The following is a 24500-nucleotide window of genomic DNA, read 5'->3' on the forward strand; positions in this document are numbered from 1 at the left end:
TTGCACTCGCACACAAACGAATCGTTCTTACAGCTTTAAAATGATTGGCCAGACGCTTATGACTTCCAGCGTTCCGAGAGTGTGTAACTCGCGGTGCTGTGTCGCGCTGACTTGGATTAATGTACACACACCCCACACCAAACACAAACCCGCAGGCCACAAGGTATTTTCACATGGCTTGAAATCACACTAAAGTGCACATGCGCCCACATAGAGCTTTCAACGCTGCATAGGCCGCTGCACAAGCGCACCCTTTAGCGCTTCACGCGCTCCACTTCTGCACCCAGCGAGCACAGCTGTTCCGGGAACTCCGGGTAGCCACGGTCAATGTGGTAGACGTCGTGCACTTCGGTCTTCCCATCCGCCACCAGGCCGGCCAGCACCAGACCCGCGCCTGCACGAATGTCGGAGCTCCACACCGGCGCAGAGGAAAGCTGCTCCCTACCCCGGATAACTACGTGGTGGCCGTCGATGCTGGCGTCCGCACCTAAGCGCATCATCTCATCAACAAACCGGAAGCGGGACTCGAAGATGTTTTCCGTGATCACGCTCATGCCTTCACTCACCGTGCACAGCGCAATAGCCATGGGCTGCAGGTCAGTCGGGAATCCTGGGAACGGAAGCGTTTGGTAGTCCACCGCCTTGGGGCGCTCGTGCTGCACCACCCTAAAGCCGGTCGGATACGTCTCGACCTGCGCCCCCGCGAGCTTTAGCTTCTCCAGAACCAGGTGCAGATGCTGCGGATCGATACCGCCGACTGTGATGTCTCCCCGCGTCATAGCTGCAGCGTATGCCCAGGTACCTGCGACGATGCGGTCGCCAACAACCTCGTGGTCCACCGGGTTGAGTCGCTCCACGCCCTCGACGGTGATGGTGTTGGAACCAGCGCCGCTGATCTTTGCGCCCATCGCCACCAGCATGTCGCACAGGTCCACGATCTCCGGCTCGCGCGCCGCATTGTCCAGCGTGGTTATGCCCTCAGCCAGCACAGCGGCGGTCAGAATGTTCTCTGTCGCGCCCACCGAGGGGAAGTCCAGCTTGATCTGCGCGCCATGGAGCTCTTCCGCTTCGGCGACCAGACAACCGTGCTCGATCTTGGTGGTTGCACCCAGCAGCTCTAGGCCGGATTGGTGCATGTCGAGCGGGCGGGAGCCGATGGCGTCACCACCAGGAAGAGCAACCCGCGCCTTGAGGCACCGTGAGGTCAGCGGCCCCAGCACCGCGACGGAAGCACGGAACTGGCGTACGGCCTCAAAGTCCGCGTTGTACTCGATGTGCTCGGGAGTCGTGATGCGCACAACGTCGCCATCGAGCTCCACCCCACAGCCCAGGCCGCGCAGAACCTCGGCCATGTAGGGCACGTCGGCGATTTCGGGGCAATTGGTCAACGTGGTGGTTCCGGGTGCCAAAAGCGCTGCCGACATGAGCTTAAGCACGCTGTTCTTGGCGCCGGACACCTTGATGGCGCCCTGCAGTCTGGTTCCACCTGTCACTACGAAGCTGTCTTTCACGCCACCCAGCCTATAAAAAAATCGCCCCGCGCAAAGCGGAGCGATTCTTCGAAGCAATATCAGGGCAATATCAGGGCAGCGCGCCGATGCGTCGGGCTGCGTTGACCGCCTCGTAGCGGGTGTGCGCACCGAGCTTGCGCATCACGGAGCGCAGGTAGCTCTTCACGGTCTCCGCGCCAATGCCCATCTCGGCCGCGGCCTCCACATTCGTGTGCCCCAGGGCCACGCAGGCCAACACGTCGAGCTCACGCGCCGAAAGCTTGGTGGTCTGCTTCACGCGCACCGGGGAAACCATCTGATCGCATAGAACCTCGAGGTCGCGGCGCAGGTCCTCGTCCTCCACGCGGTTTGCGAGCATGCGCAGCTTGCTGTGCGTGGCGCGGACCTGCTCCCATTCCGCCCCGGACATCGATCGGACCTGCTTGTTTGCGGTCGCTCCCGCCGTGGCACCGCGTCCAGCGTCGTTTGCGCGCAGCGCCTCGTTGACCGCGATCTCCTGCTCCAGGCAGCGGGCGGTCATGGTGACCTCTTCGAGCACCTTGTCGCCCATGCGGGCACGGGAGTGGACGCCAGCGTAGAGAACGCCCCTGACTTCCCGCTTCACAATCACGGGAACTGCGACGACGGAGTGCAGGCCCTCATCGCGGATGTGGCGATCGAAGTCATGGCTGATGGCCTTTGCCCGGGTGTAATCAGAAACTCCCACTGGGCGGCGGGTGGTCACCACGCGGCCACCAACTCCCGCACCCGGAGCGATCTCGAGGTTGTGCAATGCCGGGGTGCGCAGGCCCACCCACTTGGAGATCCGCAGCTTTCCATCCGCCGAGCTCGTGGCGTACATGGTCACCGGAATGCCGGTCGCGTTCTTTAGAGAATTCAGCGCAGAAATGATGACGTCGTCGTCATCGCGTTGCCGCTGCTGGTCCACCTGGTTCACTCCTCAAACTTGACCTGTGGCGCCCACCCCGAAGGGCTAAGACGTCGTGTGAGAGGGAGTATAGTTCACCCCCTTGCTACCCCCAAAACTGCCCCCATGTTTCTTTTACAAAAAGAGACGGGAGCGCACACAACCTTATCGGGGCTAATCGACTGGGTTTTCTCAGAAAAAGCTAAGCGCTACCTAGGTTTTTGATACGCGCCAAACTGTTGTCCACCGTCTTGTCGGCAGCCTTCAAAAGATGCTTTTCCAGCCTTCCGGCGATCAGCGGTACCGACACGTCTGCGGTCAGAATCGCCTCCACTGCGGTCTCCGCTGCACCCTCTGCGGCGACCTCCCCGCTACCTTCAGCGATAGGCGCGTAGACGAAGTGGGTATCCATCGTCCCCATCTTCATCGGTAGGTCCATCTCGGCCTTGACCTCGAACGCACCGGTCTCATCCGGGCGCGAAACATAGGTCTCTTGATATGCGATGGGCGACTCGCCGTCTTTGGAGAGTTCTTGTAGCTCTTTTTGTGACGCCCTCACGCCAACCCGCGCCCATACCCGACCATCGGGCAGAACCTCCCGCTCGGCCTCGATGATCTGGGATTCCGTTTGCTCCACCATTCCTTCGTCGGTCAGCAGGAACGCCTCGCTGGAGACGACCTCGTAGACATCATGAATGGACAGGTCAATGGTGCGGTTGACTTGCTTCGAATGCGACATATCCGCAATTGTGCCAGGAATGGCGCCCGGTGGCGCGACTAGCGGTGCTGCCACTCCGGCTTGCGCTTCTCCACGAAGGCCGCCATGCCTTCCTTCTGATCCGCGGTGTCGAAGAGTCGCCAGAACTGCTGGCGCTCCACCTCCACGCCCTCTTCCAGGGTGGTGCGGTAGGCCTCGTCCACCATTTCGGTGGCGGCAGCCGTTGCGACGTGGGACATGCTTGCCACCTTGGCGGCTACCTTCTGCACCTCGTCGGCGAAGCCCTCTGCCGGGAGCACGCGGGAAACCAGGCCGCTGCGCTCAGCTTCTTCGGCATCCATCATGCGACCGGTGAGGATCAAATCCATGGCCTTGTACTTCCCCACTGCGCGGGTCAGTCGCTGGGTGCCACCCATGCCCGGGATGATGCCCAGGGTGATCTCCGGCTGGCCGAACTTTGCGCTCTCGCTGGCCAGCAGAATGTCGCCGAGCATCGCCAGCTCGCAGCCGCCGCCCAGGGCGAAGCCGGATACGGCGGTGATCAGCGGGGTCTTCAGCTGCGCCAGCTTCTCCCAGTCGCCGAACAGGCGCTTCTCTGCCACCTCGGGGTAGGTTTCATCCTTCATTTCCTTGATATCCGCGCCGGCGGCGAATGCCTTTTCGCTGCCGGTGATGACGATGGCACCGATCTGCGGATCCGCGTCCAGCGCCTCCGCTGCCGGGACAATCTCAGAGAGCACTCCACTGTTCAGTGCGTTGAGGGCCTTCGGGCGGTCCAGGGTGATGGTCGCAACGGCGCCGTTAACGGCCACCTGGATGTTTTCGTAATTCTGGTTTTCGGTAGTCATGCTTGCCATTGAACCAAATCCCCTGCTGCCGTGCCTGAGAATCTGGCGAAGCTTGGGTGCGTAGGGGCGTCAATAAGAATCATTAGGCGCCCTTAAACACAGTGTTCAAGCAACCAACGAGGAATCACAGTGGTGCCCAGCGAACGAGCAGTGTAGACTACCCGGTATAGACCGATCAGTCTAGAACGAAAGGATCGCCCCAATGGCGAAGATTTACAACAACATCACCGACCTCATCGGCGGAACTCCGCTAGTTAAGCTGGGCGCATACGGCGAAGGCCTGAAGGCCAACGTCCTGCTGAAGCTGGAGGCCTTTAACCCGGCCAACTCCGTGAAGGACCGCATCGGTAAGGCCATCATCGAGGCAGCCGAGAAGGACGGCACCCTGAAGCCGGGCGGCACCATCGTCGAGGCAACCTCCGGAAACACCGGTATCGCGCTGGCCATGGTCGGCGCCGCTAAGGGCTACAAGGTAGTCCTGACCATGCCGGAAACCATGTCCAACGAGCGTCGCATCATGCTGCGTGCTCTGGGCGCAGAGCTGGTCCTTACCCCGGGCTCCGCCGGCATGCAGGGCGCAGTCGACAAGGCCAACGAGATCGTCGAGAACACCGACAACGCCATCCTGGCCCGCCAGTTCGCCAACCCGGCAAACCCGGAGATCCACTACAACACCACCGGCCCGGAGATCTGGGAAGACACCGACGGTGAAGTAGACATCTTCGTTGCCGGCGTGGGCACCGGCGGCACCATCTCCGGTGCGGCTAAGTACCTTAAGGAGAAGAACGACAAGATCGAGATCGTCGGCGTGGAGCCGGCGGACTCCCCGCTGCTGACCGAGGGCCGCTTCGGCCCGCACAAGATCCAGGGCCTGGGCACCAACTTCTTCCCGGAGAACCTGAACAAGGACATCCTGGACCGCGTAATTGACGCTCCGCTGGAGAACGCAACCAAGACCGCCCGCGAGCTGGCTGTCTCTGAGGGCATCCTCTCCGGCATCTCCTCCGGTGCAGCCGTGTGGGCAGCCGTGCAGGAAGCCCAGAAGGACGAGAACGAGGGCAAGACCATCGTCGTCATCGTTCCCGACTTCGGCGAGCGCTACGTCTCCACCCTGCTGTTCGACGACCTGCGCGACTAATTCCGCTCTGGCAGTCGGCCGCAATTTAGTGAATCTAGTGGCCGCGGCTGTCCAGTAGCTACTGGCTGCAGGCAAGTAGGCGCTACCGCCTTTCCACCCAGCGGTGGAATAGGGGGCAGCGCCTTCTCGTTATAGTGGCTGCGAAAGCTTTTAAGCCGATACCCAACCAACCGAAAGACCACACCGTTGAGCATTCTTGGACGCATCCGCGAAGACCTGGCCAATGCCCGCGAACATGACCCAGCAGCGCGCGGAGACGTAGAAAACGCCATTGTGTACTCCGGCCTGCACGCCATCTGGGCGCACCGCGTATCCCACGCACTGTGGAAGCGCGGGCACCGTGGCATCGCGCGCATCATTAGCCAAGCGACCCGTGGCTTCACCGGCATCGAAATCCACCCGGGCGCCACCATTGGCCGCAGATTCTTTATCGACCATGGCATGGGTGTGGTCATCGGCGAGACAGCGGAGATCGGCGATGACGTCATGCTCTACCACGGTGTGACGCTCGGCGGCTCCGAACTGGTGCAGCGCAAGCGCCACCCCACCATCGGCAACGGCGTGATGATCGGCGCAGGCGCGAAGGTGCTGGGCCCCATCACCATCGGCGAGGGCTCCGCGATCGGCGCCAACGCGGTGGTGACCAAGGACGCTCCCCCGAACTCCATCCTGACGGGCATCCCGGCGAAGATTCGCCCCCGCAAGCCCAACCAGAACACCCCGCTCGTCGACGCCGTGAAGTGGGTCGACGACATGCAGAACAACATCTAGGCGCGCAGCCAGAGCTTAGGCCAGCAGCTCCTTAAAGTCCGGATTCTTCTCCACGAAGGCCGCGACAGCGGAGCAGCTGGCCTTAATCTTTAGCCCCGCCTCCTTGGTCTCCAGCAGAGCCTCGCTAATCAGCGGCTTGGATAGCCCCTGGCCACGGAACGCTGGATCCACCACGGTGTGGTTGAAGTCGCGGACGTTGCCCTCCTGGGAGTACTCGGCGAAGCCTGCCTCCTGGTCGTCCACGTAGATGACGAAGCGGCTCTGCTCTTGATCGTGAACGATGCTCTTGGTGCCTGACATACTGCTGGGGCTCCCTTCCCTATTGCTCTTCTTATCCTCTAGTAGCTGTGCTAGCTTCTAGCCCCCAGTGTACGTACGGCAAAACCCCGGTAGCTTTCCGCTACCGGGGTGGAATGTGGCCAGAGCCGGGATCGAACCGGCGACCTTTCACTTTTCAGGCGAACGCTCTACCAACTGAGCTATCTGGCCTTCGTTGCCCGACCGCTTCCGATTCGAACATCGAAGCGACCCTGACGGGACTTGAACCCGCGACCTCCGCCGTGACAGGGCGGCGCGCTAACCAACTGCGCCACAGGGCCAATCTTGCCTGCGCAACTAAATAAAACGACCAGACAACAACTTGTCTAAGCCGTCCGTTGCACGAGAATAGACTCTACACAGTGTCAAAGTTCTTAAGCAAATCAGCTGTTCAAACGTCATTTCTGACAGGCTTTCACGTCACTGTTGAAGTGTCCAACACGCAAGCTAGGGGCGTCACAAAGAAAGACAAAAAGAAAAAGAACCTCCCCGGCGCGAAAAGCACCGGAAAGGCTCTCCATGAGGTCTTTTATGGCGACCCTGACGGGACTTGAACCCGCGACCTCCGCCGTGACAGGGCGGCGCGCTAACCAACTGCGCCACAGGGCCGTACTCCCAACGGGATTCGAACCCGTGTTACCGCCGTGAAAGGGCGGGGTCCTAGGCCTCTAGACGATGGGAGCTCTACAAAGTAAGCCAGCAAGAAACTCTAGCTTTCCTTAGCAGCTTGAACAGTTTAAACCAGGTGCGAGCGCCAGAACAAATCGCCCGGTGAAGTGGAGAAATAGACAGCCGCAGGCAACGCAAAACCCCGCCGCGGCGCGACCATGATCTCCATGGAAGCGCCCCGACGGGGTAATCGCGAACGTGGGCCCTGCGGGGCTCGAACCCGCGACCTGCGGATTAAAAGTCCGTAGCTCTACCAACTGAGCTAAAGGCCCAACGGGAGCATTCTATCTAACGTTTCTTTGAAGCAGAAAATTGCCCCCTAGCACAGCGCCGGCGCTGTGCCGGAGCCGGAGACTAGCACCAGCGCTAGCCCTTCATGGATCCCTTCTCCGCCAGGTTGAGGTGGAAGCTGAAGGCGGTCTTCAGGTCGTGCGGGGTCTGCAGGTGGTTGCCCTCGGCGCAGGCGCGCTCGTAGTACTCCTCCAGCAGTGGACGGTAGTCCGGGTGCGCAACGGAGATGATCTTCGGCACGCGATCGCGCGGTGCCAGGCCGCGCAGATCCGCGTAGCCGTACTCCGTGATGATGACCATCACGTCGTGCTCTGTGTGGTCGACGTGGGAGGCGAAGGGCACGATGGCGGAAATGGCGCCGTCCTTGGCCGTGGACGGGGAGATGAAGGTGGACAGGAAGGCGTTGCGCGTGAAGTCGCCGGAGCCACCGATGCCGTTCATGATGCGCGAACCAGACACGTTCGTGGAGTTCACGTTGCCGTAGATGTCACAGCCGATCATGCCGTTGGAGGCGATGAGGCCCGTGCGGCGGATGACCTCCGGGTGGTTGGAGATCTGCTGCGGGCGCAGGACGATGTGCTCGCGGTAGCGCTTCGCCTCTTCATTCATCTTCTTGGCGTACTCCGGGGTAAGCGCGAAGGAGGTTGCGGAGGCGACGGTCATCTTGCCGTTGTCGATGAGGTCCAGCATGCCGTCCTGGATCACCTCAGTGTAGGCCTGGATGTTCTCGAACTTGGAGTCCAGCAGGCCCGCCATCACGGCATTCGGCACGTTGCCCACGCCGGACTGCATGATGTAGCCGTCGTAGGTCAGGCGACCGGCTTCAACCTCGCCTTCCAGGAGGTCCAGGAAGTGCCCGGCGATCTTCTCGGAGATCTCGTCGGTCGGCTTGAACGGTGCGTTGCGGTCCTCGGCGTTGGTCTTCACTACGGCCACGACCTTGTTCTGGTCTACCGGGATGTACGGCGTGCCGATGCGGTCGCCAGGGCGGTTGATCGGGATCGGGGTGCGGTTCGGCAGGTCCTGGATCTTGTAGATGTCGTGCATGCCCTCCAGGTCGAGGGACTGCCACTCGTTGACCTCGATAATGATCTTGCGGGCGGAGTTGAGGTATTCCACGTTGTTGCCCACTGCCGAGGACGGGATGATGTTGCCCGCCTCGTCGATGCGCACGGCCTCTACAACGGCTACGTCCAGCTGTCCAAAGAAGCCTTCCTCGACCTGCTGGCCAAGGTGGGAAAGGTGGATGTCCTGGTACTTAATTTCGCCAGCGTTGATCTTCTTGCGCATCACCGGGTCGGAGGCGTAGGGGGTGCGGAAGCGCACAGCATCAGCCTCGGCCAGCACGCCGTCGCAGTCAGGTGCGGTGGAGGCGCCGGTAAAGAGGTCGATCTGGAAGTCTTCCCCGCGACCGTGCAGTTCCTTAGCCTTCTCGGCGATGGCCGTCGGCAGCGCCTTGGGGTAGCCCGCTCCCGTGAAGCCGGACATGCCGATCTTGTCGCCGTGGTTGATGAACTGCGCCGCCTCGTCGGCGGACATGACCTTGGACCTGTAGAACTCGTTGGCGATGCGCTCAGACATCGGTTCCTCCTCCATAGCTGTTTAGCGGTTTCTCCGCTCCTTTTCTCAGCCTACATAAGCGTGACGTGGCTCGCCCTCGCCCCTCATGCGAATTGTTGAACATTTATTGACGCTCTTTGCTTATTGACGCCCTTTGGTATTCACCCCTCCCCAGTGTGACAATGGTGGCCGTGACTACATCGACCGCAACCCCCACCTCCACCACGCAGCAGGACTCAACCACCCCGGCTGGTTCGCCTGGCGAAGTGCCCCAGCCCAACCAGCGATTCCAGGGCCTGAGAATCGGCAAGATGCAGCTCGACTCCCCCGTCGTACTCGCCCCGATGGCAGGCGTAACCAACGTGGCCTTCCGCAGCCTGTGCCGCGAACAGGAGCGCGAACGCATGGGCTCCGTCGCCGGGCTGTACGTCTGCGAAATGGTGACGGCTCGCGCTCTGGTCGAGCGCAATCCGAAAACCCTGCACATGACGACCTTCGCACCAGACGAGGATCCCCGCAGCCTGCAGCTGTACACCACCGACCCGGAGTACACCTACAAGGCGGCCAAGATGATCGTCGACGAGAACCTCGCCGATCACATCGACATGAACTTCGGCTGCCCCGTGCCCAAGGTCACCCGACGTGGCGGCGGCTCCGCCCTGCCCTACAAGCGCAGGCTCTTTGGAAACATCGTGGCTGCCGCGGTTAAGGCCACGGAAGGCACGGACATTCCAGTGACCGTGAAAATGCGCGTGGGAATCGACGACCAGCACCACACCCACCTGGATGCCGGCCGCATCGCCGTGGAAGAGGGTGCGGCCGCTGTGGCTTTGCACGGCCGTACCGCAGCACAGCGCTACTCCGGTCACGCGGATTGGAACGAGATCGCGCGCCTGAAGGAGCACCTGGCCCACACGGGCATCCCCGTGCTGGGCAACGGCGACATCTTTAAGGCCACGGATGCCCGCGCCATGATGGAGCAGACCGGCTGCGACGGCGTGGTCGTAGGCCGGGGTTGCCTGGGCCGCCCGTGGCTCTTCGCGGAGCTCTCCGCCGAGCTGCGCGGCCTGCCGATCCCCAGCGAACCCACCCTGGGCGAGGTAGCGCGCATCATCCTGCGCCACGCGGAACTATTGGCCGCCCACGACGGCGAGCAGAAGGCCTGCCGTGACCTGCGCAAGCACATGACGTGGTACCTACGCGGTTTCCCCGCCGGCGGGGAACTGCGCCGCAGCCTGTCCCGGGTGAGCAGCCTGGACGAGCTGAAGTCTGCACTTGCCGACGTATGGGACTCCCCCGCCCTGGCGGAGGACGCCGACGGCGCCCGCGGCCGCCAGGGATCCCCCGCAAAGGTGGCCCTGCCGGAGGGCTGGCTGGACGACCCGGAGGACGAGACTGTCCCGGACGGCGCCGACATCGAAAACAGTGGTGGTTAATAGTTTTCGGGGCTATGGCATTTTCGGGGCTATACGCGGGGGGCTAAACCTCAGCGCCACCGAGCTCCAGAGACTATAGTTTTTTCACATGCGTAGAGTGTACCGAAACCAACTCCGGGAATTTAAACACGACATTTCGCTGATGGCGGATTTCGTGCGCACTGCGCTCAATTCCGCTACCCGTTCTCTGCTAGAGACCGACTTGGAGCTTGCCGAAAAGGTCCTTAGCAGCGTGGATACACTCGAGGATCTGCGCGAGACCGCAGTAAAGGATGCCTTCCAGCTGCTAGCGCTGGAAGCGCCCGTGGCGCGGGACTTGCGCATCGTCGTTGCCGGCCAGCATATTGTCGAGGATTTCACCCGCATGGGCGCGCTTGCGGTGCATGTGGCAAAGGTGGCGCGGCGGCGTCATCCAGAAAATGCTGTACCCGAGTCCGTCCGCCCCTATATCGAAGAGATGGCTCGACAGTGCGACAACTCGGCGGCGAAGATCCAGACCCTGCTGCGCGAGCTCGACGTAAACACTGCCCTCGAGCTCGTCGAAGACGACGACGCGGTCGATGACATCCACCGCCACATCTTCCAGCTCACCACCCAGCGCGAATGGCCGCACACAGTGCGCGAGGCCGTGGACGTCACGCTGCTGTCGCGCTACTTCGAGCGCTATTCGGATCACGCGGTGGAGATCGCCAACCGCATCGTCTTCATCATCACCGGCCTCACGCCGGACGAATACCACCGCAAGCAGGAGAACGACGAGCTGCAGCAGCGCTTCCGCGAGCAGTTCGATGAGATGCGCTACCGCTACGACACGAACCTGGATTACTAGCCGGCCGCAGTGCGCCGCCGGCCGCTGCCGAGCGCAGCTAGGCGCAACCGGGCGCAGACCGCGATTATCTAGCGCGCGTACGCCTTCTTCGCGAACATGGCGGCGTTCAGTGCATCGTCGAGCAGCTGCTCTGGAGTGCGGCTAACGTCCAGCTGGATGCCCTTCTCCCCCGGCGTGAGGCGCTGCAGATCCTCCAGCTGCGCGGTCAACAGCTCGCGCGGCATGTCGGCTTCTCCCACACGGTTCTTCATGCGCTCCGCGAGCACGTCCTCGGTACCATACAGGTGCACGTAGAACACGGTCGCGTTCTCGCCCACGTCGTTGAGGATCTCGCGGTGGTCGATGCGCAGCGCGGTGCAGGCGGTGACGGTGTTGTTACCCTGGGCGGCCTCGTCCGCAATCCAGTCGCGCACGATCCCTAGCCACTTACGGCGCCCGGCCTCCGGCGGGAGCTTGCCGTCCTGCAGGATCTCCAGCGCCCCCTCTGGGTGCAGATCGTCGGCTTCCTGCAGCTGCCAGCCGGTCTTCTCGGCAAAGGCGCGCGCCAGGGTGGTCTTGCCGCTGCCGCTGACCCCCATCACGACGACGTGGAGGGTTGCCGGAGTCTCTTGGCTAGACATGTGGCTCCTTTCTTCTCTGCGGTGGTTCTCTGGGTTACCCGTTACTGCCTTCCAGTATGCCGTTTATTTTTATTATTGACGCCAAAAGCGGGGTTCCGGCGCTAACCGGAACCCCGCTAGTGGGTGGCAAGCTCAGCGGGAGCCTGCCGAAGACACTTTTTCTATGATCCTGTACCTGCTTGACGGGCAGGTAGGAGTTTTATCCGAAGCGACCGGAGATGTAGTCCTCGGTCTCCTTCTTCGTCGGGTTTTCGAAGATCTGCTTGGTCGGGCCAACCTCGACCAGCTGGCCGGGCTTGCCGGTTGCTTCCAGGGAGTAGAAGGCGGTCTGATCGGACACACGGGCTGCCTGCTGCATGTTGTGCGTCACGATGACGATGGTGAACTCTTCCTTCAGCTCGTGGATCAGATCCTCCACGGCCAGAGTGGAGATCGGGTCCAGTGCGGAGCAGGGCTCATCCATCAGCAGAACTTCCGGCTCGACCGCGATGGCGCGGGCGATGCAGAGGCGCTGCTGCTGACCACCGGACAGGCCGCCGCCCGGTCGGTCGAGACGATCCTTAACTTCGTCCCACAGGTTGGCGCCGCGCAGTGCGCGCTCTGCAACCTCGCGGAGCTTCTTCTTGTTCTTTTCGCCGGACAGCTTCAGTCCGGCCACTACGTTCTCTTCGATGGACATCGTCGGGAACGGGTTTGCCTTCTGGAAGACCATGCCGATGGTGTTACGGACAGCCACCGGGTCGATCTTCGGGCCGTAAATGTCTTCGCCGTCGAGCAGGATCTCGCCCTTGACGTAGGCGCCGGGGATAACCTCGTGCATACGGTTCAGGGTGCGCAGCACGGTGGACTTACCACAGCCGGACGGGCCGATGAAGGCGGTCACTGCCTTCGGCGGGATGTGCAGGTTGACGTCCTGTACGGCATGAAAGTCGCCGTAGTAGATGTTGACGTCGTTGAGGTCTAGGCGCTTAGCCATTGTGTTGTTCTCCTAGGAAAAGGCTTTGTTTGGGTTTAGGTCCCGGTGGGGTCAAAGGCTTGGGGTGAGCCTTAGACCTTCACCGAATAGCGCTTCGAGATCAGGCGGGCGCCAATCATCAGGATTGCCACGAGCAGCACCAGGGTCAGTGCGGAGCCCCACAGGCGCTCCAGCACGAACTCGTTACTGCCCGCGCCGTACAGGTCGACCATGTACAGCGGCAGGGACTGCTGGCCACCTTCGAACGGGTTCCAGTTGATCTTGGTGGTGGAGCCAACCAGGATCAGCACCGGTGCGGACTCACCCATCACGCGGGCTACGGCCAGCATGATGCCGGTAACGATGCCGGACAGCGCGGTGGGAAGGACGATCTTCACGATGGTCTTCCACTTCGGCACACCCAGTGCGTAAGAGGCCTCACGCAGATCCATCGGAACCACGCGCAGCATCTCTTCCGCGTTACGCACGATGATCGGAACCATCAGCAGAACCAGCGCAAGCGACACTGCGAAGCCGGAACGTTCGAAGCCAAACATGGTGATCCACATTGCGTAGACGAACAGGGCGGCGACGATGGAGGGAACACCGGTCAGAATGTCGACCATGAAGGTCGTGATGCGGCCGAGGAATCCGCCGCGGGAGTACTCCACCAGGTAGATAGCGGTGAACACACCGATCGGGATGGAGAGGGCGGAGGTAACCACGACCTGCATCAAGGTACCGATGATGGCGTGGACTGCACCACCACCGGCCTTGTTACGCGGCTGGCCGACCATGTCGTAAACCCACCAGTCGGGGTTAAGGATCGCAGGCAGGCCTTCGCTGAGAACCTTGATCAAGACCCACAGCAGTGGAACCAGAGCCAGCGCCATGGCGAAGTAGATGATGACGGTGGCAAGCTTGTCGACCGCCTTGCGCTTACCGGAAATCTGAGTAAACAGCTCGGAGGACGAAGAGGACTTCTTGTTTTCTACAGTTGCTGCATCTGTCATTGTTCTCTTCTCCTACTTCTTCGCCACAACGGCGCGGGCGGCAGCGTTAACCAGGAAGGTCAACAGGAACAGAACGAGGCCGGCGGAGATGTAGGCACCCGCCTTGAGCTCGTCGTTGAACTCCGGCGCGGCCGCGGCGATGGCGGTTGCGAAGGTTGTACCACCGTCCATTAGGGAGCCACGGAAACCCGGAGCACTAGCGATGACCATGTACAGCGCCATGGTTTCGCCCAGCGCGCGACCCAGACCCAGCATTGCACCGGAGATGTAGCCGGACAGGCCGAAGGGCAGCACGGTCATGCGGACAACTTCCCAGCGGGTTGCGCCCAGTGCCAGTGCGGCCTCGACGTGCCCCTTCGGGGTCTGCACGAAAACCTCACGGGTGGTAGCGGCGATAACCGGCAGAATCATGATTGCCAAGACGATGCCACCAGTGAAGATGTTGCGGGAGGTGGAGAACGGCGGGGAGCTACCCTGCTGGTGGTTGAACAGGAAGAAGCCACCGGCCCAGCCGGACAGCCATTCAAAGAAGTCGCCGAGTGCCGGGCCGAGGACGTAAGCACCCCAGATACCGAACACGATGGAGGGCACGGCTGCCAGCAGGTCGATCATGAAGCCCAGGGGCTTGATGAAACGCTTCGGGCAATAGTTGGACAGGAAGATCGCGATACCCAGCGCAACCGGCATGGCCAGCAGGAGGGCGACGATGGACACCAGGACGGTGGTGAAGAACAGGTTCGGGATACCGAACTGCATCCACCCGCCGTCGTTGTTGGTGTAGTCGGTGTTCCAGCGCTCACCGTAGGTGAAGAAGCTGAAAATACCGTCGCGCAGGCGGCTCAGTGCGGGGACTGCCTGCAAAATTAGGAACAAACCGATCAGGCCGATGATCACGGTGATCAGGATTGAGGAGGTCTTTGCCAGCGTTTCGAAAACAACATCGCCAGGGCGCTTAACGCTGCCACCGCCGGAGCGTTGGCTATCTTGCGCCAACTGGTGATCCTGCTTCGGCTGAGGGGCGTCGCCCTCTGCCTTTGCGGACTTGGCGACCTCAACCTTATTGGCGTTTGCCATGAGGGATCCTTAAAAGGTCGTTATTCAATACCAGAATAAAAGTGAAAAGTGTTTCGCGTCACTGTAGTTACCGCATTCAGACCGCAACCCCCGATCGAAGAACGAGCGGGGGTTACATCGCTGTCTAAATGCCAGCGTTTAACTACTTCAGAGCGTCGACAGACTCTTCCAGCTTGGACTTGAACTCGCCGTCCACCGGGATGTAACCCTGGTCAGCCAGCTCGTCGTTCTGGTTGTCCAGGATGGTGTTCAGGAAGTTCTTAACCAGCTTCGCGGTGTTGTCGTCGTAGCCAGCGGAGCAGACGATCTCGTAGGTGGTCAGAACCAGCGGGTACTCGTCCTCGCCGTTCATTGCGTACAGCTTGTCAGCGTCAACGACCAGGTCGTTGCCCTCGCCGGAGAACTCAACCTCGCCCAGAGCCTTGTTAACGTTGTCCTTGTTCAGCTCAACCGGGCCGGAGCCGAAGTCGATCTTGGCGATGTTGACTGCGTCGAGCTCCTCAGCGAAGCCGGACTCAACGTAGGTAATTGCGCCGTTGGTAGCTGCAACCTGGTCAGCGACACCCTTGGACTTCGGAGCACCGGTGCCGACCTCGGTCGGGAAGCTCTTGCCCTCGGAGTCCCACTCACCGCTGGAGGCAGCCAGGAACTTCTGGAAGTTGTCGGAGGTACCGGACTCGTCGGAGCGGTACACAACCTCGATCGGGTCGGACGGCAGATCAACGCCCTCGTTCTCAGCCTTGATAGCCTCGTCGTCCCACTTCTTGATCTCGCCCTTGAAGATCTTTGCAACGGTCTTGGTGGACAGGTTCAGCTCGTCCACGCCCTCCAGGTGGTAAGCAATTGCAACCGGGCCGATGACCATCGGCAGGTGCCATGCGTCGTTACCGTCGCAGCGCTTCTTAGCGTCTGCGATCTGGTCGTCCTTCAGCGGGGAGTCGGAACCAGCGAAGTCAGCCTGGCCAGCGATGAACTTCTTCTGGCCGTCACCGGAACCAGAAGCGTTGTAAGCCAGGGTAGCGCCGGTGCTGGAGAAAGCCGGGCCGAAGATGTTCTGGATTGCGTTGTCCTGAGAGGAAGCGCCTTCGCCGCGCAGTTCGCCGGTGGCCTCCTCCATCTCGCGAGAGCCTTCGCTGCTGCCGCCTTCGTTGTTGTCAGCGTTGGAGCAGCCGGTCAGGATCAGGGAACCAGCAAACAGGGTTGCAGCTGCAGCGCTGGCGCGCTTCATGGTGAACTTCACGAGGTTTTCCTCCGAAAAATTGTCAGAAGTACAGAAAAGTGCCTTACAGGAGAAGCCCGCAGTTGTAGGAGCCACTCTTGCGTCACCAAGAAAGTTAATCGGCGCTTATGGATTTAAAGAGTGCTGTAAGTGAACAGCAGGTGAACAACAGTATTTATGCAGCACAGCCAACTTTCTCGGTTCAGAAAGCAATGCCAAAGCACCCCCAGCACCACACCTAAACGCTACCCCCATGTGACAGAAAGTGGCTTCATTTAACCCGCAGTTAACCTACGGCGTTACTGAACCCACTTCACCCTTAGCGATACGCAGCAAGTGAGCATAAACGTTTCTCAGCATCTACCAATGAACGCTTAAGGCTCCTCGCTCCGTAACCCCCACTACTTAGAGACACCCACGGTAAACCACATCGGTGTGCACCACCTCGAAGCCAAGCCGCTTGTACGTAGAAACCGCGGGCGCGTTGTCCCCCTCCACATACAGCTCAATGCGACCGCAACCGTTGTCCAGCAGCAACTTCATTCCCAGCTGCGTGATCGCCTGTCCCAGTCCCCTACCACGAGCATCGTCAGCGAGGCAGACGACGTACACCTCACCCGCCCGCTCGCCGGCATCTTTTTCCTTCTCTTCCAGCGGGATCTTCGTCCAGTGGAAGCCCACCAGGCGGAACACATCGTCGTTCCCCTCGCCCCCATCGGCCGCACAGGGAATGCCCACCCGCTCGGCAGCGGAGTTTTCATCCCGCACCCACAGCATCAGGACCGCATCCGGATCGAACCAATTAGTGTCCCGGGCAGAACGCAGGTGGTCTACGTCCCAGCCACCTTGCTCGGGGTGCCATGCGAAGGCCTCATTATTGACGCGCACCCACTCGGCGTCCACGGAATCCGCGTCGAAGCGAGCAACGGATTCGGTGTAAGTCAGGACCTCAATTTCTTGCTCCTCGCAGCGTTTCTCGGCTTCTGCACCGCCCGCCTCGATGGCCTTGGCCGCCTTCGTAGCCGGGGCACAGTCCAGCGACATCTTCAGCAGTTCACGAGTTCGGCGGGCATCCAGCGACTCCACAAAGCGTTGGGCTCCGGCGGAATCTCCGTGCGCCCAGACGTCAATCGCGCCACTCACACCCAGCTGGTCGCGCAAAGCCTCGAACAGGGCGACCCCCACCCCGCTGTGACGAACATCCGGGGCTACAGCCAGCTCGATCACGCGGTCCGGGTCGATCGCCAGCACACCAACCACGCGTTCGTTGTTTCTTGCCACTACGTGCTTGTGGCCGCGATTCTCGTCGATGCCGCGCAGAAAAGCCTCGCTGATCGCAGGCACCCCATCTGCCTCAGCGACTTCGCCCAGCACCTCGTGAACCCCCTCCAACACCTCAGAGTGCTCCCACAGGTCTTCAAATGTGTCGTAGGTAATAGCCATGCCCCAATTGTCCCTCACTTTCGGCATTTTTGGGGCAGATTTCCGGGGTTTCTTAACGCTTCGCTGGGATTGCTGCGGCGGAGGCGTGGCGTCATAAAGAAGGAACAGGGGCACCTAGTAACCTGTAGGGAACAACAAAGAAACTCGAGAAGGGGGCCCGGCCAGGTGAAGAAAATCGCAATCCGCGGCGCGCTCACCCTCGTGCTGGTGCTGCTCGTAGCGCTGATCGTCGATAGTGTGATCGCCGCCCGCGCCGAGCACAAGATCTCCGAGGCGCTATATGCCGACTCGAACCTGGCCAACCCACCAAAGGTACAGGTGGCGGGCTTCCCCTATACCGGCGCCGCACTCAGCCACGAACTCCAGGCCGTCACCGTCGTCGCCAACGACGTCGACGTGCCTGGCTTCGGCCTGATGAGCGTGCAAACCTCGGCGCAGTACATTACGGTCTCCGCAGACGATGTTTTCAACGGCACCATTGAAAACGCCCCAGCGCGCAAGGTCTTTACCCGCCTGCAGTTGGACGGCGTGCTGCTGGGCAACCGCATGGGCATCGAGGCCCTGCAGATCCAGAACCTCGACGACATTTCGCCCCGCGGCGGCTGGGAGACAGAGGCCATCTTCGAGGGCAAGCCGAAGGGGTTCGCTAAACCCGCAAAGGTCGAGGTAAAGCTGCGCATCGTCAAGGGCACTATGGTGATCACCCCGACCAAGATCCTCTCCGTTCCCGACGGACTGGACATCAAGGCCAAGAACGTCACCGACGAAGCCACACTCGATCCGGACATCGAAAAGCGGGTTAATGACGCCTTTAGCTTGAGCATCCCGGGCAAGGAACTACCCATGCGGGGCGATCCGGAGCGGATCTTCGTCTCCGGTGGTTCGGTGTTCGTCGAAGCCTCGCAGGTCTACACGAAGATCAGCCTGTCTGATTTGGCTCCGCGATCCCGCCCCTTGAGTGAAGAAGAACTCCCCAGCCTATAGTCTTAAGGGCATGGCTGAAGAAGAAAAGAAGAAGTTCAAGGTAGACGCTAACGAAGCGGTCAACCTGGCCGCCGAGCAGTCCAAGTCCACCAGCGACAAGAACCTGCCGGAATTCGGCGACATGCCCATCCCCGACGACACAGCCAACCTGCGCAAGGGGCCCAACCTGCACGACGGTCTGCTGGCACTGCTACCGCTGATCGGCGTGTGGCGTGGCCAGGGCCAGGCGGCGCCTCCCGGCGAGGAGGAGTTCACCTTCGGCCAGCAGGTCGTCTTCGCCCACGATGGCGAGAACCGCATCAGCTACGATTCCCGCACCTGGCGCATGGACGACGACGGGCAGCCGACCGAGACTCCCGGCCGCCGCGAGTCCGGCTTCCTGCGCATCAATGACGACGACGAGATCGAAATGATCCTCACCCACTCCGATGGCATGGTGGAGATCCTGTACGGCAGCCCGCTGAACGAGCGCGCCTGGCAGCTGGAAAGCGCCTCGACGATGGCGACGGCGACCGGCCCGACGAACCTGGGGCCGGGCAAGCGCCTCTACGGCCTGATGCCGAACAACGACCTCGGCTGGGTCGACGAGCGCCTCATCGACGGCGAGATGGTTCCCTGGCAGTCCGCGCAGCTGTCCCGCGTGGTCGGCTAGCCGGTAACAGCCTCCCAGGCCATCTTTTCCACCTCGTCGGCGACCTCCGGACGGGGCAGCTGGGTGCCGTCTAGTTCTGTCACCCGTGCCTGCACGCGCACGGAGGAGACCAGCCACACGCCGGCGGCGGCTGTAAGGTCCTCGACCCGCAGCACCCTTTCCTCGGTGACCCATCCGCGCTGCTCGGCCAGCTTAAAGAGCGCGGCCTGCGAGGTGCCCTTCAAAATGCCCACATGCGCCGGCGGGGTGACGAGCTTCTTCTCCCCTGTCGTCGGGTCCACCTCCGCGGCAACCACGGTCGAGGTCGGCCCCTCCAGCACTAGCCCCTCGTCGGACAGGAAAATCACATCGTCCACCCCGCGGGCCTTCGCGCTGCGCAGGGCGGCCATGTTGGCTGCGTAGGATAGCGTCTTCGCGCCGATCAGCGCCCACGGGGAACGCTCCGATAGGTCGATGCGGAAGCCCCGCTCGGCCGTCATCACCCGCACGCCGTGCTCCCGGTCGTGCAGCACGTGCTCGCTGACCGGTGCCACCGTGACCCAGCCCGTCGGCTGGCCCGTGGATTCCCGCCCGCGCGAGTAGACCCAGCGCAGCGCGGCCTCCTGGCCCGGCCCGTTCTTCTCCTCGAAGTCGGCCACGGCAATGTCGGTGGCGCGGAACCAGCGCTCCAGGTTCGGCTCCGGCAGGTCCAGCATCGCGGAGCTGTTGAGGAAGCGTGTGGCGTGGCGCTCGCGGTTGCGCACGTTGCCGCCGCGCAGCATGAAGGTCTCGAACACCCCGTCGCCACGCACGGCGGCCAGATCGTCTGCGTAGATCATCGGCACGGTCGCGTCCCGAACCTTTGGGTCTTGGGTGGCAGCTGCCGTGCCAGCGCCCGTGCCAGCGCCTGTGCCGACCCCAGCCTCGCCCAGGACGTCAACGACCACGAACTTTGCTTCCTGATTACTCATGTTGCTCATTCTATTCCCGAGCTGTTCCCGGAAGTTTTGCATGTCCCATAGAGAGCCGCCATTGGCATGCCAGCCCCACCGCGTCCTACGATGGGAGGTGTGTTTGATCTGACTCACAGCCCGATCGTCGACCACGCACCTGCCGCCAGCCCGCTGACTGACAGTGAGGCCGCCGAAGTTTCAGAGGCACCGGAAGCTCAGAGCAGCGCCACTGCCTGGCACTACGGCAACCCCCTCGCCGAGCAGTCCCGCGTAAACGACGGCAAGCCCGGCCTCGTGGATTTTTGGGATCGCGTGGCCATCCGCGTGTCGGGTGCGGAACGCCGCGATTGGCTCAACAACCTGATCTCCCAGAAGGTCAACGCCATCGAGCCCGGCCAGGCCACCTTCGGCCTGATTCTCGACGTCAAAGGCCACGTCGAGCACTTCTTCGGAATCCTCGCCACCGACGACACCTTGATCCTCGACACCCCAGCCACCCACGCCGACGCGCTCGAGGATTATCTGAGCAAGATGGTCTTCTGGTCGCAGGTCTCCGTCGAGCGCCTGCCGTGGGCGCGACTCACGGTGATCGGCACGGATCTCGCCGCGGATTCTTCGCTCTTTACTGTTGACGCCACCTCCTCCGCCGCCCTGCCCGCTCAGCTGAACCTCGACGTTCCGGAAGATGTGGATCTGCAACGGTGGAGGACCAGGACTATCGGCGAGCTCCAGGCCCTGGACCTGTGGGTCCCCCGTGAAAGCTTCACCCGCGCCTGGGACGAGCTGACTAATGTCGCCCAGCCCACCGGGCGCATGGCCTACGACGCATTCCGCGTGCAGGCACGCCTACCGATCCTGGGTGTGGATACCGACGAGCGCGCCATCCCCCACGAGATCCCCGCCTTCATCGGCAAGGGAATCAGCGGCGCCACCCAGTTGGACGACGTTTCCGCCGGCCCCACCGAGGCCGCCGTGCACCTGAACAAGGGCTGCTACAGGGGGCAGGAGACGGTTTCCCGAGTGCATAACCTGGGCAAGTCTCCGCGCGTTCTGGTGATGCTGCACCTGGACGGATCCGCCAACCGGCTGCCCGAAGTAGGTGCCGAACTCACCGCGGGTGGCCGCGGAATCGGCCAGGTTGGGTCCAGTGTGCACGACTGCGACTACGGCCCTATCGCTCTGGCTTTGGTGAAGCGGAACGTGGTGGAGAAGGTGGCGTCCAAAAACAGCGACGTACCCCCGCTACTCGCCGATGGGATCGACGCATCGATCGACCCCAGCGACCTTGCGAATGCCGCGGGAGACAACTCGATCCGACCGGGGCGCGCGGCGATTAACCGCCTGCGCGGGAAAAATTAGAAAACCCTCACATTGGCTTGACCCCCTTGACTGCGCGATGATTACGCAGGTCACAGGGGGTATTCAGCGTGGAAACCCCCGCGCCTACGCCTTCGACGGGAGGGGGCTTTTGGGAAAAAATGATTGCTAACCGCTATGGTGTAGGGCAGGAAGAAACTTAACTTGTAAACGAAAAGGGTGGCCGAACTCCCGCGCCACTCGAGGACACCGCAAGGGGGTCAGGCCATGGGTCGCGGCCGTGCCAAGGCAAAGCAAGCCAAGGTTGCTCGTCAGTTGAAGTACAACGCTCCGGAAATGGATCTGGAGAGGCTGCAGAGGGAACTCTCTGGCCAGTCGCAGAACCGGGGTTCCGGTTCCCGCGGCGGTAGCGAGTACGACGAGTACGAGGATGACTACAGCGATTACGCTGCAGAATACGACGACTACAGCGACGAGTACGCCGACGACTACGAGGATAAATACTCCAACGGGTCGCGGTAAAAGCCAACCTATTCACTAGAAAAACTCCCGCAGCTGACGCTTTGAAAAGCGCAGCGCGGGAGTTTTTCTTGCTTTTGTTCTTGCCCCGGCACTGGTTGGCTCTAGTTAGTCGCCCCTAGTTCACGGGGCTGCGGTACTCGCCGTCCAGGATCGCGCCGGTCTGGCCGTCCTGTGCCGGGCGAACTTCGCCCAGTCGCCAGGCATCAATGTGGCGAGCAGTTAGCATCGCCAGTGCACGCTCGGCATCGTCTTCCGCGACGACGGCGACCATGCCCACGCCCATGTTGAAGGTCTTCTCCATCTCCTCCTGCGAGATCTGGCCTTCCTCCTGGATCAGGCGGAAGATCGGGCCAGGGGTCCAGGAAGAACGCTCCAACTCTGCGACCAGGCCGTCCGGGATCACGCGTCCCAGGTTGGCGGCCAAGCCACCGCCGGTGATGTGCGCGAAGGTGTGGACGTCGCACTCGCTGGCCAGCTTCAGGCAATCGAGGGCGTAGATGCGGGTCGGCTCCAGCAGCTCCTCCCCCAACGTGCGGCCGAGGGATTCGATGTGGCCATCCAGCGGCAGCTGCTTAATATCCAGCAGCACGTGGCGCGCCAGGGAGTAGCCGTTGGAGTGCAGGCCGGAGGAGGCCATGGCGATCACCACGTCACCCGGTCGCACGCGATCCGGCCCCAGCAGGTTGGCCTCTTCGACCACGCCGACGGAGGTGGCGGAGACGTCGTACTCGTGCGGTTCCATCACGCCCGGATGCTCAGCGGTCTCGCCGCCCAGCAACGCACAACCGGCTTCCTCACAGCCCGCGGCGATGCCGGAGACGATGCTGGCAACGTGTTCCGGCACGACCTTGCCGATGGCGATGTAATCCTGCAGGAACAGCGGCTCGGCACCGCAGACCACCAGGTCATCTACGCACATGGCGACCAGGTCGCGGCCGATCGTATCGTGCTTGTCCATCGCCTGGGCCACGGCCAGCTTGGTGCCCACGCCGTCGGAGGAGGCGGCCAGCAGCGGCTTTTCATAATCGCCCAGCGCGAACAGGCCGGCGAAGCCACCGAGCCCGCCGCGCACCTCGGGGCGGGTGGCCTTCTTAGCCAGCGGCGCGAAAAGCTCTACCGCGCGGTCGCCGGCCTCAATGTCTACACCGGCAGCGGCGTACGATGCGCCCTCTGCCTGCTTCGGGGTGTTATCGGGGTGGTCACTCATGGCTTGTCCTTGCTTTCTAAGCTTTCTTAATTCTTCGCCTGCTGCTTCAGCATCGTTTCTACCAACGCCGCGTTCGGGTTGTCGCTCGGCATGCCCAGCGGGAACACACCGTCGAAGCACGCCGCGCACAGCTCGTCGCTGCTTTGTTGTGACGCCTCAATCATCGCCTCGGTCGAAACGAATGCCAGGGAGTCCGCGTCGATCTCCCGGCGAATTCCCTCCACCGGGTCCGAAGGATCCACATTATTCGCAATCAGCTCGGTGGGCGAGGCGAAGTCGATGCCGTAGAAACACGGCCACTTTACGGGCGGCGAGGCGATGCGGACGTGCACTTCCTTCGCCCCGGCCTCGCGCAGCATTTTAATCAGCGCGCGCTGGGTGTTTCCGCGGACAATGGAATCGTCCACCACGACCAGGCGCTTGCCCTCGATGACCTCACGCAGGGGATTCAGCTTCAGGCGAATACCAAGTTGGCGGATGGTCTGCGACGGCTGGATGAAGGTGCGCCCCACGTAGGCGTTCTTCATCAACCCCTGGCCAAAGGGAATGTGCGAAGCCTGAGCGTAACCCACCGCCGCGGGCGTGCCGGACTCCGGCACGGGAATCACCAGGTCGCCCTCCGCCGGAGCCTCCTCTGCCAGCTTGCGGCCGATCTCCAGGCGGGTGCCGTTCACCGACCGGCCACGGATGACGGAATCCGGGCGAGCCAGGTAGACGTACTCGAACACACATCCCTTGTGCTTCGTCTCCGCGAAGCGGCGGGAACGCACGCCGTCGCCGTCGATAGCCACCAGCTCGCCCGGCTCGACGTCGCGGATGAAACGCGCGCCCACGATGTCCAGCGCCGCGGTTTCGGAAGCAACAACCCAGCCGCCGCTGGCCAGCTGGCCGATGGACAGCGGGCGCACGCCCTGCGGGTCTCGGACGGCGTACAGTGCGTCACCATCGGTAAACAGCACACAGAAGGCGCCCTTGACCTTGGGGAACAGCTCCATGGCTGCTTCCTCCACACCGTGCCCCTCGCGGGTGTCGGCGGCCAACAGGGCGCACATGACCAGCGAATCAGAGGGGTTTTCCTTCGGATCCACCAGACCCAACCGGGCGGCCTCCTGGGTGAGCTCGCGGTGATTCACCAGATTGCCGTTGTGGCCCAGAGCCACGTCGGTTCCGTCGGGTGCCATGCGGAACATGGGCTGCGCGTTCTCCCAGCTATTACCACCAGCAGTGGTGTAGCGGTTGTGCCCCATGCCGATGTGGCCCTTGAGGGCCTCGAGCGACTGCTCGTCAAACACCTGACTGACCAAGCCCAGATCCTTGAACACGACGATCTGGTCGCCATCCCCCACCGCGATACCCGCGGCCTCCTGGCCTCGGTGCTGCAGCGCGTACAGGCCGTAGTACGTCAGCTTAGAGACGTCCTCCCCCGGCGCCCATACCCCGAATACGCCACATTCCTCCCGGGGCTCGGTTTCGCCCCGGTCGTCGAACGGGCTCAGCAACGGTTCTGCCTCTGCTTGTTTTCTCTGGCCTTGAATGTTTGCCACTATGCCGACTCTACTAGCCCAT

At 62.0% G+C, this 24500-nt stretch carries 23 protein-coding genes and 5 tRNA genes; 8 read left to right on the forward strand and 20 right to left on the reverse strand.

The genetic code is table 11. From position 1 onward, the window contains the following. Nucleotides 1-254: 254 nt before the first annotated feature. The 4 genes from murA to L8V00_RS06230 form a co-directional block, all read right to left on the reverse strand. Complete coding sequence (murA, locus tag L8V00_RS06215; RefSeq protein WP_239316422.1) at nt 255-1511, reverse strand: UDP-N-acetylglucosamine 1-carboxyvinyltransferase; 1257 nt, start codon at nt 1509-1511, stop codon at nt 255-257. A gap of 70 nt (nt 1512-1581) precedes the next feature. Further along, nucleotides 1582-2439 (reverse strand): acetate metabolism transcriptional regulator RamA, encoded by an 858-nt coding sequence (ramA, locus tag L8V00_RS06220; protein ID WP_035004588.1) that lies wholly within the window; start codon nt 2437-2439, stop codon nt 1582-1584. Nucleotides 2440-2620: 181 nt separating this feature from the next. After that, entirely contained in the window at nt 2621-3157 is a 537-nt protein-coding gene (locus tag L8V00_RS06225) for a DUF2505 family protein (RefSeq protein WP_035004938.1), read from the reverse strand. A gap of 38 nt (nt 3158-3195) precedes the next feature. Then, on the reverse strand, nt 3196-3993 hold the full coding sequence (locus tag L8V00_RS06230; RefSeq protein ID WP_420840043.1) for an enoyl-CoA hydratase-related protein: 798 nt from the start codon (nt 3991-3993) through the stop codon (nt 3196-3198). A 193-nt stretch (nt 3994-4186) separates the two neighbouring features. Here L8V00_RS06230 and cysK point away from each other — a divergent pair, with 193 nt between their 5' ends. Continuing rightward, nucleotides 4187-5122, forward strand: coding sequence for a cysteine synthase A (cysK, locus tag L8V00_RS06235; protein ID WP_239202224.1), 936 nt, complete (start codon nt 4187-4189; stop codon nt 5120-5122). A gap of 186 nt (nt 5123-5308) precedes the next feature. Further along, nucleotides 5309-5893 (forward strand): serine O-acetyltransferase EpsC, encoded by a 585-nt coding sequence (gene epsC / locus L8V00_RS06240; protein ID WP_034986168.1) that lies wholly within the window; start codon nt 5309-5311, stop codon nt 5891-5893. A gap of 15 nt (nt 5894-5908) precedes the next feature. Here epsC and L8V00_RS06245 read toward each other — a convergent pair whose 3' ends face one another. The 7 genes from L8V00_RS06245 to L8V00_RS06275 form a co-directional block, all read right to left on the reverse strand. Then, on the reverse strand, nt 5909-6193 hold the full coding sequence (locus L8V00_RS06245; protein WP_049049879.1) for a GNAT family N-acetyltransferase: 285 nt from the start codon (nt 6191-6193) through the stop codon (nt 5909-5911). A 116-nt stretch (nt 6194-6309) separates the two neighbouring features. Beyond that, nucleotides 6310-6382: transfer RNA gene (locus L8V00_RS06250), tRNA-Phe, on the reverse strand. A gap of 36 nt (nt 6383-6418) precedes the next feature. Continuing rightward, nucleotides 6419-6492 (reverse strand) — tRNA-Asp (locus tag L8V00_RS06255). Nucleotides 6493-6743: 251 nt separating this feature from the next. Further along, a tRNA-Asp gene (locus tag L8V00_RS06260) sits at nt 6744-6820 on the reverse strand. 1 nt (nt 6821) lies between these two features. Beyond that, a tRNA-Glu gene (locus L8V00_RS06265) sits at nt 6822-6894 on the reverse strand. Nucleotides 6895-7079: 185 nt separating this feature from the next. Beyond that, nucleotides 7080-7152, reverse strand: a tRNA-Lys gene (locus L8V00_RS06270). A gap of 94 nt (nt 7153-7246) precedes the next feature. After that, nucleotides 7247-8752, reverse strand: coding sequence for an acetyl-CoA hydrolase/transferase family protein (locus tag L8V00_RS06275; RefSeq protein WP_269944528.1), 1506 nt, complete (start codon nt 8750-8752; stop codon nt 7247-7249). A gap of 290 nt (nt 8753-9042) precedes the next feature. Here L8V00_RS06275 and dusB point away from each other — a divergent pair, with 290 nt between their 5' ends. Together dusB and phoU are read left to right on the forward strand one after the other, a co-directional pair. Then, nucleotides 9043-10167, forward strand: a complete 1125-nt coding sequence (gene dusB / locus L8V00_RS06280; RefSeq protein WP_035004594.1) for a tRNA dihydrouridine synthase DusB — start codon at nt 9043-9045, stop codon at nt 10165-10167. An 88-nt stretch (nt 10168-10255) separates the two neighbouring features. Further along, a complete protein-coding gene (phoU, locus tag L8V00_RS06285; protein ID WP_269944529.1) occupies nt 10256-10996 on the forward strand; it encodes a phosphate signaling complex protein PhoU in 741 nt (246 codons plus the stop codon). A 68-nt stretch (nt 10997-11064) separates the two neighbouring features. Here the strand turns inward: phoU and L8V00_RS06290 are convergent, their stop codons facing one another. From L8V00_RS06290 to mshD, 6 genes are all read right to left on the reverse strand, one after another. Continuing rightward, a complete protein-coding gene (locus L8V00_RS06290) occupies nt 11065-11616 on the reverse strand; it encodes a gluconokinase (RefSeq protein ID WP_049050080.1) in 552 nt (183 codons plus the stop codon). 199 nt (nt 11617-11815) lie between these two features. Beyond that, nucleotides 11816-12592, reverse strand: coding sequence for a phosphate ABC transporter ATP-binding protein PstB (gene pstB / locus L8V00_RS06295; protein ID WP_035004600.1), 777 nt, complete (start codon nt 12590-12592; stop codon nt 11816-11818). 71 nt (nt 12593-12663) lie between these two features. Further along, complete coding sequence (pstA, locus tag L8V00_RS06300) at nt 12664-13584, reverse strand: phosphate ABC transporter permease PstA (RefSeq protein WP_049050081.1); 921 nt, start codon at nt 13582-13584, stop codon at nt 12664-12666. A gap of 12 nt (nt 13585-13596) precedes the next feature. Continuing rightward, nucleotides 13597-14658, reverse strand: a complete 1062-nt coding sequence (gene pstC / locus L8V00_RS06305) for a phosphate ABC transporter permease subunit PstC (protein ID WP_049050082.1) — start codon at nt 14656-14658, stop codon at nt 13597-13599. A 142-nt stretch (nt 14659-14800) separates the two neighbouring features. Then, nucleotides 14801-15898, reverse strand: a complete 1098-nt coding sequence (gene pstS, locus L8V00_RS06310; RefSeq protein ID WP_370642202.1) for a phosphate ABC transporter substrate-binding protein PstS — start codon at nt 15896-15898, stop codon at nt 14801-14803. Between the two features lie 384 nt (nt 15899-16282). Continuing rightward, nucleotides 16283-17320 carry a mycothiol synthase gene (mshD, locus tag L8V00_RS06315; protein ID WP_269944617.1) on the reverse strand — a complete coding sequence of 346 codons (1038 nt, stop codon included), beginning with the start codon at nt 17318-17320 and terminating at the stop codon, nt 16283-16285. Nucleotides 17321-17485: 165 nt separating this feature from the next. On the opposite strand from mshD, the gene L8V00_RS06320 reads away from it, so the two are divergent. Together L8V00_RS06320 and L8V00_RS06325 are read left to right on the forward strand one after the other, a co-directional pair. Continuing rightward, nucleotides 17486-18304: an LmeA family phospholipid-binding protein gene (locus L8V00_RS06320; protein ID WP_269944530.1), complete on the forward strand. Its 819-nt coding sequence runs from the start codon at nt 17486-17488 to the stop codon at nt 18302-18304. Between the two features lie 10 nt (nt 18305-18314). Continuing rightward, nucleotides 18315-18956, forward strand: a complete 642-nt coding sequence (locus tag L8V00_RS06325) for a heme-binding beta-barrel domain-containing protein (protein ID WP_034986150.1) — start codon at nt 18315-18317, stop codon at nt 18954-18956. Here the strand turns inward: L8V00_RS06325 and L8V00_RS06330 are convergent. Beyond that, nucleotides 18953-19915, reverse strand: coding sequence for an aminodeoxychorismate lyase (locus L8V00_RS06330; protein WP_269944531.1), 963 nt, complete (start codon nt 19913-19915; stop codon nt 18953-18955). The genes L8V00_RS06325 and L8V00_RS06330 overlap by 4 nt on opposite strands. Before the next feature lie 81 nt (nt 19916-19996). Between L8V00_RS06330 and ygfZ the strand changes: the two genes are divergently transcribed. Continuing rightward, complete coding sequence (gene ygfZ, locus L8V00_RS06335) at nt 19997-21247, forward strand: CAF17-like 4Fe-4S cluster assembly/insertion protein YgfZ (RefSeq protein ID WP_269944618.1); 1251 nt, start codon at nt 19997-19999, stop codon at nt 21245-21247. A gap of 225 nt (nt 21248-21472) precedes the next feature. After that, the gene (locus tag L8V00_RS06340; protein ID WP_035004612.1) at nt 21473-21727 is read left to right on the forward strand and encodes a DUF3073 domain-containing protein; all 255 of its coding nucleotides are present in this window, start codon (nt 21473-21475) and stop codon (nt 21725-21727) included. A 115-nt stretch (nt 21728-21842) separates the two neighbouring features. Here the strand turns inward: L8V00_RS06340 and purM are convergent, their stop codons facing one another. Together purM and purF are read right to left on the reverse strand one after the other, a co-directional pair. Next, the gene (purM, locus tag L8V00_RS06345; RefSeq protein ID WP_269944532.1) at nt 21843-22934 is read right to left on the reverse strand and encodes a phosphoribosylformylglycinamidine cyclo-ligase; all 1092 of its coding nucleotides are present in this window, start codon (nt 22932-22934) and stop codon (nt 21843-21845) included. A 26-nt stretch (nt 22935-22960) separates the two neighbouring features. Continuing rightward, the gene (gene purF, locus L8V00_RS06350; protein ID WP_153245992.1) at nt 22961-24433 is read right to left on the reverse strand and encodes an amidophosphoribosyltransferase; all 1473 of its coding nucleotides are present in this window, start codon (nt 24431-24433) and stop codon (nt 22961-22963) included. Between the last annotated feature and the right edge of the window lie 67 nt (nt 24434-24500).

Source organism: Corynebacterium evansiae (genome assembly GCF_027570065.1).
GTDB lineage: Bacteria > Actinomycetota > Actinomycetes > Mycobacteriales > Mycobacteriaceae > Corynebacterium > Corynebacterium evansiae.